General features: G+C 50.4%; 12 protein-coding genes. 3 read left to right on the top strand and 9 right to left on the bottom strand.

The window, feature by feature from the left end:
• Both ACYVB1_RS02340 and ACYVB1_RS02345 read right to left on the bottom strand, forming a co-directional pair.
• Positions 1 to 232: transposase-like zinc-binding domain-containing protein (locus ACYVB1_RS02340; protein ID WP_460920103.1), on the bottom strand; the 232-nt coding region annotated here is incomplete at its 3' end.
• 103 nt (positions 233 to 335) lie between these two features.
• Positions 336 to 4,268: an AAA domain-containing protein gene (locus ACYVB1_RS02345; protein WP_460920105.1), complete on the bottom strand. Its 3,933-nt coding sequence runs from the start codon at positions 4,266 to 4,268 to the stop codon at positions 336 to 338.
• Positions 4,269 to 4,685: 417 nt separating this feature from the next.
• Between ACYVB1_RS02345 and ACYVB1_RS02350 the strand changes: the two genes are divergently transcribed.
• Both ACYVB1_RS02350 and ACYVB1_RS02355 read left to right on the top strand, forming a co-directional pair.
• Entirely contained in the window at positions 4,686 to 5,762 is a 1,077-nt protein-coding gene (locus ACYVB1_RS02350; RefSeq protein WP_460920107.1) for an alpha/beta hydrolase family protein, read from the top strand.
• 95 nt (positions 5,763 to 5,857) lie between these two features.
• Positions 5,858 to 6,334 carry an NUDIX hydrolase gene (locus ACYVB1_RS02355; RefSeq protein ID WP_460920109.1) on the top strand — a complete coding sequence of 159 codons (477 nt, stop codon included), beginning with the start codon at positions 5,858 to 5,860 and terminating at the stop codon, positions 6,332 to 6,334.
• 12 nt (positions 6,335 to 6,346) lie between these two features.
• On the opposite strand, the gene ACYVB1_RS02360 is transcribed toward ACYVB1_RS02355, so the two are convergent.
• From ACYVB1_RS02360 to ACYVB1_RS02380, 5 genes are all read right to left on the bottom strand, one after another.
• Positions 6,347 to 7,294 carry a ComEA family DNA-binding protein gene (locus tag ACYVB1_RS02360; RefSeq protein WP_460920111.1) on the bottom strand — a complete coding sequence of 316 codons (948 nt, stop codon included), beginning with the start codon at positions 7,292 to 7,294 and terminating at the stop codon, positions 6,347 to 6,349.
• An 8-nt stretch (positions 7,295 to 7,302) separates the two neighbouring features.
• Entirely contained in the window at positions 7,303 to 7,464 is a 162-nt protein-coding gene (locus ACYVB1_RS02365; RefSeq protein ID WP_460920113.1) for a hypothetical protein, read from the bottom strand.
• Between the two features lie 6 nt (positions 7,465 to 7,470).
• Complete coding sequence (locus ACYVB1_RS02370; RefSeq protein ID WP_460920115.1) at positions 7,471 to 9,126, bottom strand: sodium-dependent transporter; 1,656 nt, start codon at positions 9,124 to 9,126, stop codon at positions 7,471 to 7,473.
• A gap of 162 nt (positions 9,127 to 9,288) precedes the next feature.
• The gene (locus ACYVB1_RS02375) at positions 9,289 to 10,194 is read right to left on the bottom strand and encodes an SDR family oxidoreductase (RefSeq protein ID WP_460920117.1); all 906 of its coding nucleotides are present in this window, start codon (positions 10,192 to 10,194) and stop codon (positions 9,289 to 9,291) included.
• Positions 10,195 to 10,200: 6 nt separating this feature from the next.
• Positions 10,201 to 10,848, bottom strand: a complete 648-nt coding sequence (locus ACYVB1_RS02380) for a peptidylprolyl isomerase (RefSeq protein ID WP_460920119.1) — start codon at positions 10,846 to 10,848, stop codon at positions 10,201 to 10,203.
• Positions 10,849 to 11,313: 465 nt separating this feature from the next.
• Here ACYVB1_RS02380 and ACYVB1_RS02385 point away from each other — a divergent pair, with 465 nt between their 5' ends.
• The gene (locus ACYVB1_RS02385) at positions 11,314 to 12,861 is read left to right on the top strand and encodes an alanine/glycine:cation symporter family protein (protein WP_460920121.1); all 1,548 of its coding nucleotides are present in this window, start codon (positions 11,314 to 11,316) and stop codon (positions 12,859 to 12,861) included.
• Between the two features lie 108 nt (positions 12,862 to 12,969).
• Here the strand turns inward: ACYVB1_RS02385 and hemC are convergent, their stop codons facing one another.
• Both hemC and ACYVB1_RS02395 read right to left on the bottom strand, forming a co-directional pair.
• Entirely contained in the window at positions 12,970 to 13,923 is a 954-nt protein-coding gene (hemC, locus tag ACYVB1_RS02390) for a hydroxymethylbilane synthase (RefSeq protein ID WP_460920123.1), read from the bottom strand.
• Positions 13,924 to 13,987: 64 nt separating this feature from the next.
• Positions 13,988 to 15,112 (bottom strand): DNA polymerase III subunit, encoded by a 1,125-nt coding sequence (locus ACYVB1_RS02395; protein ID WP_460920125.1) that lies wholly within the window; start codon positions 15,110 to 15,112, stop codon positions 13,988 to 13,990.
• Positions 15,113 to 15,179 lie beyond the last annotated feature (67 nt).

Consider the following 15,179-nt stretch of genomic DNA (forward strand, 5'->3'; position numbering starts at 1 on the left):
GGTGCACGCCTGTCACCTTTTCAATATCCCGGATACCGGAGTTTCGCACCAGCATTCGCAGCACCAGTTGTTTGGCCTCAGGCCGGCAGCCTGCCTTCTGGTACATGTACTGGAACTGCTTGCCGCAGGCACGGCACAGAAAATTCTGCCTGCCTGTGCGCTTTACGCCGTTTTTGACTAACTTCATACTGTGGCAGTAGGGGCAGTTTACCTGGATAGTTATCTCGCACATAACTTCCTATAAACACCCTTGCTGCCATACTTATTCCAACATCATACATTCTAGAACACAGCCTAATTTTGTTAGGTGTCAGGAACAAGGCTTTGCTGTGCCCTTAAAATAACTGCAGCCGGCGCAACACTTCCTCCCGATCTGCCCAGAACTGGCGGCTATATACTTTTACAAAAGGCCAGTGGCGCTGCTGTAGTAGTTGGGGCATATCGGCATGCGAGTGCCTTACGGAAAGGTGGCTGTAATACAAATCATCATCCGTGAGCACTACACCAGTATACTGCTGGCCCTGCACCTGTGTCAGGTCGGCAAACGGTACCTCCTGCCGCAGCGATGCTGCTTCCTGCTGTAGCCAGTGCTTTAACATAGGCACCTGTGTGGCAAGAGCCGCCTGCTTTGGCCTGTACTCAAAGTACCGCCTGCTTACCTGCTGGGCATATTGCAGGTAAGCCTGAAGGAGCTTTGGCCCCGGGTGCAGCGTGTTGTCTACCTGCAGTTGCTCTGCCCTGATACTGCTCACTACCATTATCTGCTGCTTTGCTCGGGTAATGGCCACATTCAAGCGGTTCTCTCCTCCGGCCTGGTTCAGGCTACCAAACTGCATGGCCATCCGCCCGTTGGCATCCGGTGCATAGCCCACCGAAAGAATGATCACTTCCTTTTCATCACCCTGTATGTTCTCAATGTTCTTCACCAGTACAGATGCGGGCACCGTTATCCCCTGCTCCTGTGCCTTGTCCTCCAGCAGGTCCTGCACCAGCATTTGTTGGGTATAGTTGAAGGTAATAACGCCAACATCCGGCTGCCCTGACTGCAGCAACTGCAGTACCAGTTCTACTACCCGCTCTGCTTCCGGCAGATTGGCATTGTCCTGCCACACACCGTAGACTTTGATGAACTTGATGGCCGGATTGCGGGCATTCGCATCCTGCAACTCCGGGATCAACTCCAGTTTATTTCGGTAGAAGTGGCGGTTCGAGAACTGAATAAGCTCCGGGTAGCGGCTACGGTAGTGTTGCGTGAGCATGGTCTGAGGCAGGTACAGACTGCATAGCTGCAGCAATGACTCGGCAGACAGTTCCTCTACCTCCTCCCCTTCTGCAGCGCTCCACCGGGCACGGTACAGGTCCGACGGTTTCAGCTGTTGTTCGTCGCCGGCAATCACTATTTGTTTACCGCGTTGCATGGCAGGCAAGCCTGTCTCGGCAAAACACTGCGAGGCCTCATCAAAAATCACCAGGTCGAAACACTGATCCAGTGGCAGCACCGCCGACACGGTTTCCGGGGAAGTGAGCCAGCAGGGCACCAGGTGCAGCATTTCCTCAGCAAACAGCGAGAACAGTTTGCGGATAGGGTAAAGGCTGCGCTTTTTGCTTACCTGTGCCTGCAGCCTGCGATAGGTTACGGCATTACCCAGGCGGTTGTACTCTATATGGCTGTAGGTCTGCTCCCGCAGCTGCGACAGCACAATCTCCTGGCTCAGGTCCTTCTTTTCCTGCAGCAGGTCCTGCAGTTCTGCCTCCAGCCGCTCCAGTTCGCCGCTCGACGGCATCCGCAGTTCCGGGTGCTCTGCTTCCAGTTCATGCAGCCAGGCCAGGTACAGGCTATTCATAAACAGTTCTTCTCCCTCCCCGGCAGTTTTGATACCTTTATCCAGCAACAGCTGTGCTACTTCACGCTCCGTACTACTTAGCGCTGCGTAAACCGTGTCATGGGCCACCAGTGGCTCGAAGTACTGATGCAGTGCCTGCAGTAATTTGGCTCCATAAGCCTCTTTTTCTACAATCCGCTTCACCTGCGATTCTGGCAGCCACTGCAGCCACTCCTTGTACCTGCTGCTGAAAGCGATGATACTTTGGCTCAATTCCTCCAGGTGATGTGCCAGTTCCACTTCAGGCAACTGCTTCTCATCCAGCACTTTTTCATGACATAGCTGGCGGAGCTGCCTGTAAGCTGTAAGCCCTTGTTCTGCCTCTTCCAGCTTTTGCAGTATCTGATTCTTCGGGTCCGTTATCTGCAGCTTGTAGTTGATGTTCTTGTTCAGCTGCTGTAGCTGTTCCCCGGCCTCCTGCCGCAAGGCTAGGCGCTCCTGCAATTGTGCTACGTGTATTTCATTCAGTTCCTGCTGATACAATTCCAGTGCTTCTTGCAGTATTTTTTTCTCCTGCGAAAAGAACCAGCTAATGCTTTTCAGCCATTGCCCACGTTGCTCCTGGTAGGTGGTAATGGCTTTTCTAACAGCAGGTAACTGTAGCCCCGGAATGGTTGCGTCTGGGGCAGGCGTGGCATGATAAATAGCTTTCAGTTTATCCACCTGCTGCTTCAGATCATCGGCCTTTACCTGCCCTTTTAAAAGAGCCATTACTATTGGCAGCACTTCTGGCTGCTGAAGCAGTTTTTGTAACCCGGCTATGGTGGTCAGCGCTGCTTCAAACCTGGGCATGTCATCCAGCGTGACAGCGTAGCCACACAGGCTGCTCACCTGCTGCTGCAGCTGCGCATACTGCGAGGGCAGCGCTTTAATAGTTTGCTCCAGTTCCTGCCGCTGTGGCCAGCCGTAGTCTTTCATGCTGTGCCGTTCCCTCCAGACAAAATTGTCCTGTTCAAAGGGAATGTCCTCCTGCAGATACTGTCTCAGGCGTGGCAGAAACTCTGCCACAGCATCAGCAGGAAAGTGCCTGTAAACAGGCAGCGGTATGTGCGGCTGCTGCAGGCTGCTGCGCAGGTACAGCTCTTTCGGAGACCAGCCACAGCGGCTCGTGTCAAACAGCGCCTGCTTAAAAGCCTCCAGCTTCTCGGTGCAGCGGTTAATGCCACGGCTTACTTCTAAGAACCTGCGATCAGTGTAAATGCTGTTGAGGGCGAGGTTCTGCTTTTTGTACTCGTCCAGTGCCTCAATCTGGCGGAGCAATTGCTTGTAGATGCTGCTGCGGTCAGCATTGATGTCGTGGACAAGGGCAGCAAAGGCATCCAGGCCTTTCTGCGCCAGGCGCTGGTGCACCACATCCAGAGCAGCCCGTTTCTGGCTTACCACCAGTACCTTTTTGCCTCTTGCCGTAAAATCAGAGACAAGGTTACAAATTAACTGAGATTTACCGGTACCAGGCGGGCCCTGCACTACCAGTGATCTGCCCTGCTTTACCGCCTGCAGTGCCGCCTCCTGCGAGGCATCCATATCGAATACAGTAAAGGTCTGCTGTGCCTGAACAGCAGTATTTGCAACTCCAGCGCGTGGGGCAAACAGCTCCACCATATCCTGCAGCCCGTCCTTCGCGAGTAGTTCATCATAGTCTGAGAGCAGGTAAGACGCCGCCTGCGGGTAAATGCCAAGCACGGCCTCCTGCTCCAGGTGCAGTTGCCCTGGCTTCTGTTCGGCCTCAAATGCAGCTTTTTTGTAGTCCCGGAAAGGCTTCAGCTTATCTGTAAAGAAATCACGCCCCACATCAATAGCGAGCTGGTGCAGTTTCAGCAGTTCATAAATTTGCGTACGGAACTCCAGGGGGTGTCGTGGCAGTGTACCCAAGTCCAGTTCAGCAAGCGGCTCCACCAAGGGCACACCCATGTAGTGTGCATAAGCCAGCAGGAAACTTTGGTTAAACTGCGGCGGCTGTGAAGTATCGGGCACCAACTCCCACTCCAGGGCACCGTTTACCTGCAGCTGCACCGGGAAAAACAGCAAAGGGCATCGAACGGCTGTTCCGTCTGAAAACCTGCCGTGCACAAAGGGCCAGCCTACGTAAAGTTCCCGGCTGCCACGTTCCTCAAACACCATCTCTGCTTTGCGGCGGATGTAACGCAGCCGTCGGCTCACTGGCGCTACTGGCGCATACCGGCTGTCGGCGTATGGGCTAAGTGGAATTCTGCTTTTGCCAGCCAACAGTTTCTCAACCACCACAAAAGCAGGCTTGTTATTCAGGAAATCCAGTTCCTCCACATCCAGATGCATCTCCCGAGAAAGGCGCAGCAGCAGCAACGCTCTGTTGCTGGAGCCTAAATTAAGTAGCCTGCGTCGGTAGTTTTTAAGGATGTTTCTCATGTATTGCTATCCCGTTAACGGTGATACGTTAACGATAGTCTATCGAAAAAGCAGCAAGTTAGTTTGAATTAAGCTGAGATGGAAATGTGTACCTGAGCCAGAGCTTCTACCCCAACAGGCACAGCCGACTTTGCTCACACCTATGTTCAGTTAACGTGTTTATACTCAGGTTTCTGCCTGTTTTATAAAATTTGCGGCACGTAAAGCACCTGCCAACATGATGCTACTCTCATAAAAGAAGCAGCTCTAAATTCTGCTAATTTTTTAAGGTGACGCTGTTCGGCATATCATATAACAGCATAAGATAACCTTTCTGCGCCTATTCTGGTTTTTACTCTAGGAGCACCTCTACAACTGTACCTGTTATTTGTCATCAGTTGACTCATGAAAAACTATAGCGTTCTTTTATGTTACCTTTTGTCTGTTCTTAGCCTGCTCGGGTCCTGTAATGGTGGGGGATCACAGAATCAGCGAGGCCAAACCCAACAAGAGGGTAACTTTGATGTAAACACCACCACCACTGACGGTAAAATCTCGAGGATGAAGCAGTATACTACCTCTAAGGAATACCCGGCTACGTTTGCGGAGGAAAGCCTGAGAGAGTGGAAGCGGCAGATGCCTGAGATACAGGATGTCCGTATTAAATCTTCTGCTGATGGAAAACAGGAGCCGTCACTTTTCTATGACTCCGGCTCTAACCAGAAAAAACCCCTGCTGGTGGTGCTGCATAGCTGGAGCAGTGAATACCTGCAGGAGGTGAGCCTGCCCTATGCCCTGTGGGCAAAAAAGTATGACTGGGTCTTCATTCACCCTAACTTCAGAGGAGCGTTCGATCATCCGGAGGCCACAGCATCTGACCTTGCTATTCAAGATATTGTGGATGCTGTAAACTTCGCGAAGCAACAAGCCAATGTAGATCCAAACAGGGTTTATCTTGTTGGTTCTTCAGGGGGTGCTATGACAGCGCTCGTAGCTGCCGGGCGGCACCCGGAAATATGGGCGGGGGTAGTGGCATGGGTTCCTATTCTAGACCTGGTGGACTGGTATGACTTTAATCAGTACTACCCACACCGGGAGTATAATGACCACATTGTAGCTTCGTGCGGAGGCGAGCCAATACCCGGCACTCCGGCTGCTGAGGATTGTAAGAGCCGTAGCCCGGTTACTTATCTGGAGAATGCCCGGAATGTACCCATCTTCCTGATTCATGGGATTAATGATGTGCTGGTGCCGCCAGACCACTCCATGCGCGCCTTCAATATACTTGCGAATCCAAAAGACAGGATCCCGGAAGAGCAAATGGAGCACATTGTAGACGAGGAAGCTTTGCCACCAAGCCTCAAGGGCACCAACAAAGACCCGTATTTTGCTAAGGCTGACCCTCCTGTGGTATTTGAAAGAAAGTCTAACAACGCAAAACTGGTGCTGTATGAGGGCGTGCATGATATGGGATATAACCCAACCCTGCTCTGGCTTGCTGATCAGCAGCGCTGACTCAGGCCGACTTCATTCCTTCTTATTATAAGACAAATGTTATAAGACAAATGCTAAAGCTAAACTGAAGAAGCTTCTAATTTTGATTTCTGCTCATGCCAAAAGAACAACTCAGCCTGTTTCCTGAAGGGCCAAAGCTTCCTGTACTTGATCAGGTTTCATCAGGTGGTGTTGCCTTTAGGTTTGGTGCTTCCGGTGCAGAGGTTGCCTTGATCTCTGTTGGCCCTGGCAAGCGCTGGCAGCTGCCTAAAGGACTTGTGGATGCTGGCGAAACACCGGAAATTACAGCCCTGCGGGAGGTAAGGGAAGAGGCCGGTATAACGACAGAGCTACTCCGGAAGATTGACACCATTGAATACTGGTACGTCGGCAACAGAGGCAAACAGCGCGTGCGCTTCCACAAATTTGTTCACTTCTTCCTGCTGCGTTATGTAACGGGGCAGGTAAGTAACCATGACCGGGAGGTAAACGAGGCACGGTGGGTGCCCATAAATGAGGCAGGGAACATGCTCACTTTTAAGAGCGAACGGCAGGCGCTTGATAAGGCAATAGCGTTGATAAAGGCCATGTAAGTCAAAATACTCCTACAAATGAAGATAAGGCCTCAGTTGCTGAAACAGTTCTGGTGTTACCAGCCGCACCTTTTGCACGTCCTCCAGCTGTTTGTAGTTTCCGTGCTGCTCCCGGTATGCCACAATGGCACGCGCAGCATTCGGAGAAATGTACGGGTGCGCCTTAAGTTCATCTGCCGTTGCGGTATTCAGGCTTAGCTGTTGTGGTGCATATGCATCTGGCACAAAAGTGTACTTCTGCAGGCTGTCTATTACCTCAGGCTGCAGCCCATATACCTCTTTGAGTTGGGTCATATTATGAAAGCCTCCCAACATATCCCTGTACTTCACAATTCGGTTCGACAGCTTTGACCCGATGCCTCTGATTTGCTTTAGCTGGGTAGTATCAGCAGTATTGATGTTGAACGGTGCCAGTACAAACCGTTCCCGGGGAGGGCGGCTGTTGTTCCAGTTAGGTGCCGGTGCCGGGCGCTCATTGCTGGCGGTGCTTTGTTTAGCGCTGTACCTCGAGGGCTTCTCCTCCGGCAACTGTATGTAGGGGTAAAACCGCTGGAAAACAGAATCCGGCAGGCCGTAGATTCTACCCAGCTCTGCTTTGTAGCTAAAGTCCCCTACTTTGCTGCGGTAATTGAGAATGCGCTGCGCCAGGTACTTTGGCATACCATACGCCTGCCATTCCTCTGCTGTTAGCTGGTTAGGGTTAAAAGGCTGCAGCGCTACCGTTGGCCGTTTGTATTGCGCAGTACGCTCCGGTTGCCTGGCCTCCAGAGCTGCTACCAGGCTGTCCAGTGTTTGTTTGTCGGAGGTGCTGTGGCTGCTAAGAATAGGGGCATAAAAGGCATGAAAAAGAAATGGTGCTGCCGTAAGCAGCACCATTATGCCTATCAGCAACAGGAAGCCGTTCACCTCGCCTTGTGAAAAGGGAAAGTAGCGCCGAATCCAGTGCCTGATCTGTTTCATCCGTTCGTTTACCGGTTTGGAACCCTGTGCTCCGGCTCATCATCGTTGTCAAGATAAGAGTCTGGTTCAGGCTTTGGAGGTGCGCTCAACACCTTTATAAAGAAAAATACCATTAATCCGGTTACCAGTGTGATGGTGGTAAGCATGACAATAAGTGCAGATGTGTTCATGGTTTCTTAATTAACTCGTCCTTCTCTAACTCTTTTCTTGTATGCTGTGTATACCAGCAACGCCAGGGCAATCCAGACTGCCAGCAACAGGATACGTGAAGCGTTTACAAAGAATATCTGGTTTTCAAGCAACTGAATAGCCGCCGGGTCTGTGGCTGCAGCCAGTTTTTCCTTCAAATCAACATTCTTTAACTTGTTGATGATGGAACTGTTGTCCAGCACCCAGGTACCCGTCATGGCAGCACTCCAGTCACCCCCTTTTGGCGTGAAAAGGGAACCCAGGAACACCCACAACAGCAGCAGCGGCGTGATAAACTTAATAATGTATTTATAGAAACCAGGCACCTGGATATCAGCGCCGGAGGTAATCTCTCTCCAGCCTTTGTCCATGCCAAACACCCAGGCGAACAGGATAGATTCAAAGAGCGCGAAAATTACCAGCGACACGGTACCGGCCCAGTAATCGTATTCATCGAACACGCCATACTTAAAGAACAGTACCGTTGGCATACCCAGCAGGAACACGAACAAGCCGAATGACCAGGCAGCTGATTTGCGGCCCCAGTTAAACTCATCCTGCAGGAAACCGATCCAGGGCGTACCCATGGCCAGCGAAGAAGTGATGCCTGCAAAGAACAACAGGCCAAACCACATCATACCGGATAAAGCACCCAGCAAATCACCCCACTGGTAAAAGAGGTAAGGCAGCGTCTGGAAAGCAAGTCCCAAGCCACCTGACTGCACCATTTCTGACACCCGGTCTACACCCAGGTAACCAATAGAGATAGGAATCAGAATAGCTGCACCCAGCACTACTTCTACGAATTCGTTCATCCAGCCGGCAGACATCGCGTTTAGGGCAATGTCATCTTTGCCACGCACATAAGAGGCATAGCAGTGTACGGTACCCATACCTACAGACAGGGTGAAGAAAATCTGACCTGCTGCTGCCAGCCACACCGTGGGCGACCAAAGCTGGTCAAAGTTCGGTGTCCAGAGGAAGTTAAGTCCTACAGAACTGTCGTTGATGGCACCGTTCTCACCGGCCGTAATGGTGAGGCCTCTGAAAGCCAGGAAGAGGCCGAACAGGATAAGCATCGGCATGCCTATTTTGGCAACACGCTCCACACCAGATGACAGTCCCTGCGAAAGAATCCAGGTATTCAGCAACAAGCAGAGAACATAGAAAACGATGGGCTCATAAGGTACGCCTAATGTAGAAGTGCTTAGGCTAACGTACTCGCCGAAGAAGTTTGCCACCCCTTCCTGATCCAAGCCACTGAAGGTGCCTATAACGGAGTGAAATACATAGGATAGGGTCCAGGATTCTATATAACAGTAATAAGCAGCAACAGCTATGTTGGTCCAGATACCAAAAACGCCTATATATTTCCAGAGGCGGTTTTTGCCCATGGTGTCGACTATAAATGGAGTGGAATGGTGTCCGTACTTTCCCCCGAAGCGTCCCATGGACCATTCGATCCAGAGAAGTGGAATACCCATTACCAAAAAGCAGACAAGATAAGGAATGATGAAGGCGCCGCCCCCGTTCTGTACCGCCTGCACCGGAAAACGGAGGAAGTTTCCGAGACCCACGGCGTTGCCGGCCATCGCTAAGATTAGGCCGACGCGTGAGCCCCACGATTCTTTGTTAGCACTCATAAAGTAAGTAGATGTGTTAGATTAGTTTTGGTTGTATTGGGCTGAAATCAAAGGGTACAATATAGATAAAGCATCCGACAGTGCCATTAAAAATCATGTATTTTAAATATAACTCCAGGCAAAGGAGCAGTGGGAGAAAAATGCTTTGCCTGGAGCTGTAGCTTATCGTGCGGCCTGCTCGGCCACCATCTGTATGCCCTGTAAAAAGGTGTGAGGCCTGTAGCCAAGTTGGGTCTGGGCTTTGCTAATGTTGAAGCCAGTACGTGCCGGCCGCTTGGCTGGCTGTGAAAATGTGCTGCCGTCTGCTTTATCAATCAGGCTTTTATCCAGGCTAAAGAAATCGGCCACCTGCAGTGCCATGCCGTAAGGCGTCAGCATTTCGCTTCCGGAGATGTTGAAGATGCCTTCTGCATCCTTTTCTACAACCAACCAGCATCCCATTGCCAAATCCTCGGCCAGCGTTGGCGTACGCACCTGGTCGGTTACTACTTTGATGACTTTACCTGATTGCAGGCTGTCTCTGACCCACAACACGATATTGGTGCGGCCATATTCATGGGCGATGCCATATACCAGTACTGTCCGCAGAATAGCCCATTTGCATTTAGCCTGCTTTACAATTTCCTCAGCCTGCAGCTTGCTTTCGCCATAGAAGTTTACCGGATTTGCCTCGGCCTCCTCATCATAAGGGCCATCCTCCCCATCAAAGATAAAGTCAGTAGACAGGTGCACCAGGTGCACATTGTACTTTTCACAGGCATTTACCAGATACTGCACGGCATCGCGGTTCAGGAGCAGGGCACCATCACGGTCACTTTCGCATTGGTCCACATTGGTCATGGCAGCGGTGTGTACAATGTGAGTTGGACGGAACTCGCTTACCACTTGCTCCACCTCCTCTGGTTTTGTTACGTCCATGCTTCTGAACGGAAGCGTTGGCAGTACCTCTGCGAGCTTATTCTCTCCGCGGCTGGTAGCCAGCAGTTCTACTCCCTGTCTTGGCAACAGCAACTCAGCCAGCTTCTGGCCCAGCAGGCCATTCGAGCCTGTGATCAGTATCTTTTTCATAAGTTATTATTTCTGTAGTGTCTGCGTGTTATAGTCGTAATTATACTTCCTTTCTATTTTCCTTTTCCTCACATTCTCTACCTTCACTTTCATCTTGATATCGCTCAGAGGACGGTCACGGGCACCTTTAGGCTGCTCTGCTATTTTATCGATTACGTCCAGGCCATCTACCACCTGCCCGAAGACAGTATAGACTTCGTCCAGCATAGGAGTACCCTCGTGGTTTTCTACGATATAAAATTGTGAGCCGCTGGAAGCCCTGGATGGGTTTACCCTATCGTCCTGACGTGCGGCAGCCACGGCACCCCGCACGTGCCTGTGCGCCGGGTTGATTTCGGCAGGAACGGTATAGCCGGGGCTACCTGTACCATCGTTTGCGGGTTCATCGTCTTTTGTATTAGGGTCACCGCCCTGTATCATAAATCCATCAATGACACGGTGAAAGGTGGTGCCATCATAAAAACCCTCTTTGGCCAGTTTCAGAAAATTTTCTTTATGCTGCGGAGTATCATCAAAAAGCACCAGCTTTATCTCACCCTGGGGTGTTTCAATTGTAACGAGCTGGTCTTTTCCTTTTGGCTTCTGGGCCATCACAGCGGCAGGCCAAAGTATCATCATCACGGCCACCAAGGCAACACTATTTAGCAGTCTCATCAATCACAAATAAGTTAAACTTCTTGCACTTTTACTTGAACATAGTTATCAGGTTCTCAAAATTAAAGCTTTTTCGCTTCGCTTTATATTTTTTCAGCTTTTTCTGCCCTTGTACCACAGGTGTCGCTTCAGGTGCTGACCTCCTTATTAAATACAGGTATTGTTAAAGCAGGATAAGCCTGTTCTTTGGTAAGTTATATTGCAGTGTTTCCGTAAGCAGAACACAAGCCCTAAAGGCCACTTTAAGCCCTGTTAAAGATAAATTTATTTAGCTCCACAAATCATTTTGCCATTGCACTATTAGTTATGTTATACAAATCTATTCCAAAAGCACTAATGGGCGATGCGGTATTTACACTTAATTATTTTAATATATAACTATAACAAGCAAACTGTCGTGTTTCTTTATATTAAGGTAAAAAATGGCTAATTTTAAGATACTGACAAATCAACACAACCTACCTGATGAAGAAAACCATCCTTTTCACACTACTTTCCTTAATTTCCTGCAGTAACCTGCTAGCGCAATCAGAACGGACGTACTCTATTGATGAGCAGATAGATAGCGCTGTTGCCCCTACTGCTCAATTTATATCCGACATAATTTTTCATGAAGTTACTATCGGCGGCAACCCGATTCCTCTTATTCTGGTCTGGCTATTGGCTGGCGCCATCTTTTTCACTTTTTACCTGGGCTTCATCAACTTCAGGGGCTTTAAACACGCCATAGACATTGTACGCGGCAAATATAATCAGCCTGACGCCGCTGGAGAAGTATCACATTTCCAGGCACTAACAGCTGCCGTTTCCGGCACAGTGGGCTTGGGGAATATAGCAGGTGTTGCCATTGCCATATCGCTGGGTGGCCCCGGTGCTACTTTTTGGATGATACTGGCAGGATTGCTGGGTATGTCTTCTAAGTTTGTGTCCTGTACGCTGGGAGTGAAGTACCGCGACGAGCATGCTGACGGAACGGTGTCGGGTGGCCCGATGCACTACCTGAGCAAAGGGTTGAAGGAAAAAGGCATGGGTAAGCTCGGCAAGTTCCTGGCGGCCTTTTTTGCGTTTATGTGTATTGGTGGTGCCTTTGGAGCAGGCAACATGTTCCAAATAAACCAGGCAACACAGCAGTTTATCAGTGTTACGGGTGGCGAAGCTTCTTTCTTTGCTGCCGGAAACGCCTGGATATTCGGCCTTATCATGTCGGTGCTGGTGGGGCTGGTGATTATTGGCGGGATGAAAAGCATTGCGCAGGTAACAGAAAAGGTAGTGCCACTGATGTGCGGTGTTTACATTATTGCTGCTGTCATTGTGCTGCTCACCAATTTTACCCGGATACCGGAAGCTTTTGCCTTGATTTTTGAAGGGGCCTTCACGAGCAGCGCTGTGGCTGGTGGTGTTATCGGTGTGATGATACAGGGCTTAAGACGAGGACTTTTCTCAAACGAAGCCGGTATCGGTTCCGCCTCTATTGCCCACTCCGCTGTAAAAACTAATGTGCCGGTAACAGAAGGCTTTGTAGCCTCCCTGGAGCCGTTTATTGACACCGTAGTAGTATGTACCATGACCGCCCTTGTCATTGTGGTGACAGGTGCCTATACCATGGACATAGGCGATGGTATTGCCTTAACTTCTGCTTCGTTTGCCACTGTTATCAGTTGGTTCCCGTTGGTACTGGCTGCTGCAGTGATTCTTTTTGCCTTCTCTACTATGATTACGTGGTCTTACTATGGCCTGAAGTCCTGGACATATCTTTTTGGAAACACCCGGGCTGCCGATGTAAGCTTCAAAGTTATCTTCTGCCTCTTTATCATATTAGGTGCCCCGATGCAGCTTGGTAGCGTGGTAGCTTTCTCCGATGCCATGCTTTTCGCCATGAGCATTCCGAACATGGTGGGGCTTTATATTCTTGCCCCAACTGTGAAGCGTGAGATGCAGGCGTTTTTGACTTATGCCCGTTCCTCTAAAAAGATGCCACTAACGGAGGATGCTGTGGAGGCAGCGCAAGCTTAAGTTCTTTCCTGAACCTATTGCACGAAAAGAGAGAGCCGCTGCAGTTAAACTGCAGCGGCTCTTCTTTATTGCTTTTTATATACTTTTACACTTGTAAGAACGACAGCCTTACGCCTCGCTACGCTGCGCTTTGATGCTTTTCAGGATAGCGTCGCCGCCCTGCCCCAGAATGGTTGTCGCTAACTGTTCCCCCAATTGCTCAGCCGCTTCTGCCGGGCCGGTAAGTGTTTCCTGCAAAAGAGTCTGCCCGTCTAAGCTGATAAGCCCTCCGGTTATACTGATGCCCTGATCTGTGAGCGTGGCCAGCGCAAAAGAAGGGATGCTACAGCCACCTTCCATCGTTCTGAGGAACCCACGCTCTGCCAACAGGCTGGTATGGGTATCGGTATGGTCCAATGCCTGCTTTATGGCCTGCTTCAATTCCGGTTCCAGATCTCTGGCACATTCAATTGCCACACTGCCCTGTCCGGCGGCAGGCACGAACTCATTCTCCGGGAAAGTATGTACAATCAGGTTGTCATAGCCCATGCGCACCACGCCGGCATAGGCCAGCATCAGGGCATCAAACTGTTTTTCCTCCAACTTGCGCAGGCGCGTCTGCAGGTTTCCTCTTGATTCGGCCGTGGTAACGTTGGGGTAGTACTTCTTCAGCAGTGCCCTGCGGCGTGTAGAGGAGGTCCCGATTTTCGCATTGCTGTCACGCTCTAGCTTGAAGTCAGGGTCAAAGCTCAGGATAACATCGTTTACCTGCTCACGCTCCATAAATGCTATCAGCTCTAAATCAGCCGGAATGGTGGACTGTACATCTTTCGCACTGTGCACAGCAATTTCTACCGTGCCTTCGCGCAGGCTTACCTCCAGCTCTTCTGTAAATACGCCTTTGGAGCCAATTTTGTCCAACGACTTATCCAGCACCTGGTCTCCTTTTGTGCTGATGATAACCAACTCCGTTTTCAGGCCTGCAGCCTGTAGCTTTTCAGCAGCCGTTTCGGCCTGCCACAGCGCCAGTTTGCTCCCGCGTGTGCCTATCCGTATTGTTTTATCTAAAATATTTTCTGCCATGAAATAATTATCTATAATCAATCACTGCACCAATAGCCAGCGATTAACAATCAACATATAATCCTTAACCTTTACGCAGATAACCTGCTATTTGAATAGAGCTGTCTACAAATACCATCTTCGGGTTTGCGTTTCGCTCTATGTGGTAATGCGCCTGGTTTAACTCCTCTGCCAGTTGCCCTGCATTTGCTTCTGTTATCACCTTAGAGAACTTCTGCACAAAATCGAGCTCAGCGGGCGGTAAAAACGAGATAAGGGAACCATCCACACCAAATAGCATCACCTTCCGGAACAGGTTGAGCGCATAGAGCAGGAAGTTTTTCTGATTCTCGCGCCCCAGCGTCTGAAACTTATCGCTCATATCTATCAGCTCCCCGAACTTATAGCTGTAGCAGTGGCGCATCCATTCTGTAAAGAATACGAAGTAGTCGCTGCTGATTTCTGTGGTAAGCTTGGCAGCCGCGTTCAGGTTGCCTTCCGCCAACTGTGCAATCTGGTTTGCTGTGGTGTCGTCGGTGTTAAACTTTTGCTGCAGGTATGCTACCACCTCCTGCTCAGTAAAGTTGCGCACCTGCATAATCTGGGTACGCGAGGTTATGGTAGCCAGCAGTTTCTCCGCCGACTGCGACACTAGTAAAAACAACGTTTGAGCCGGTGGTTCCTCTAATAGCTTTAGCAGGGCATTGGCCGCAGAAGAGTGCATGAGCTCCGGCAACCAGATAACCACAATTTTGTATGCGCCCTCAAAGGCTTTCAGCGATACCAGCTTCACAAGCTGGCGGCTTTCGTCTTTGGAGATATTGCCTTGTTTGTTCTCAGCGCCAATGTGCTGCATCCACTCGTTCAGGCCCTGGTAGGGGCTGGTCAGCACAAATTCACGCCACTCGTTCATGAACTTGTTGCTCAGGGCGTCCTTGCTCACCGATTTGGTAGTCGTAACAGGCATCACAAAGTTGAAGTCCGGATGCACCAGCTTGTTCATCTTCACGCAGCTGCCACAGGTGCCGCAGGAGTCTTCAGGTTGCTTGTTCTCGCAGTTGATGTACGTGGCATAGGCCAGCGCCAGCGCCAGGTTAGCACTCCCCTCCTGCCCCAGGAACAACTGCGCATGCGCCACATGGTTCTGCTGCACCGACTTCAGCAACAACGCTTTCGTCTCCTGATGCCCTATGATGTTTGAAAACTGCACTTCTGAGGAATTAGAAATTAAAAATCAGAAAGGATAAGTGAGAGTATGCGCCTGACTCCAATAGAAG

Source organism: Pontibacter brevis (genome assembly GCF_054779655.1).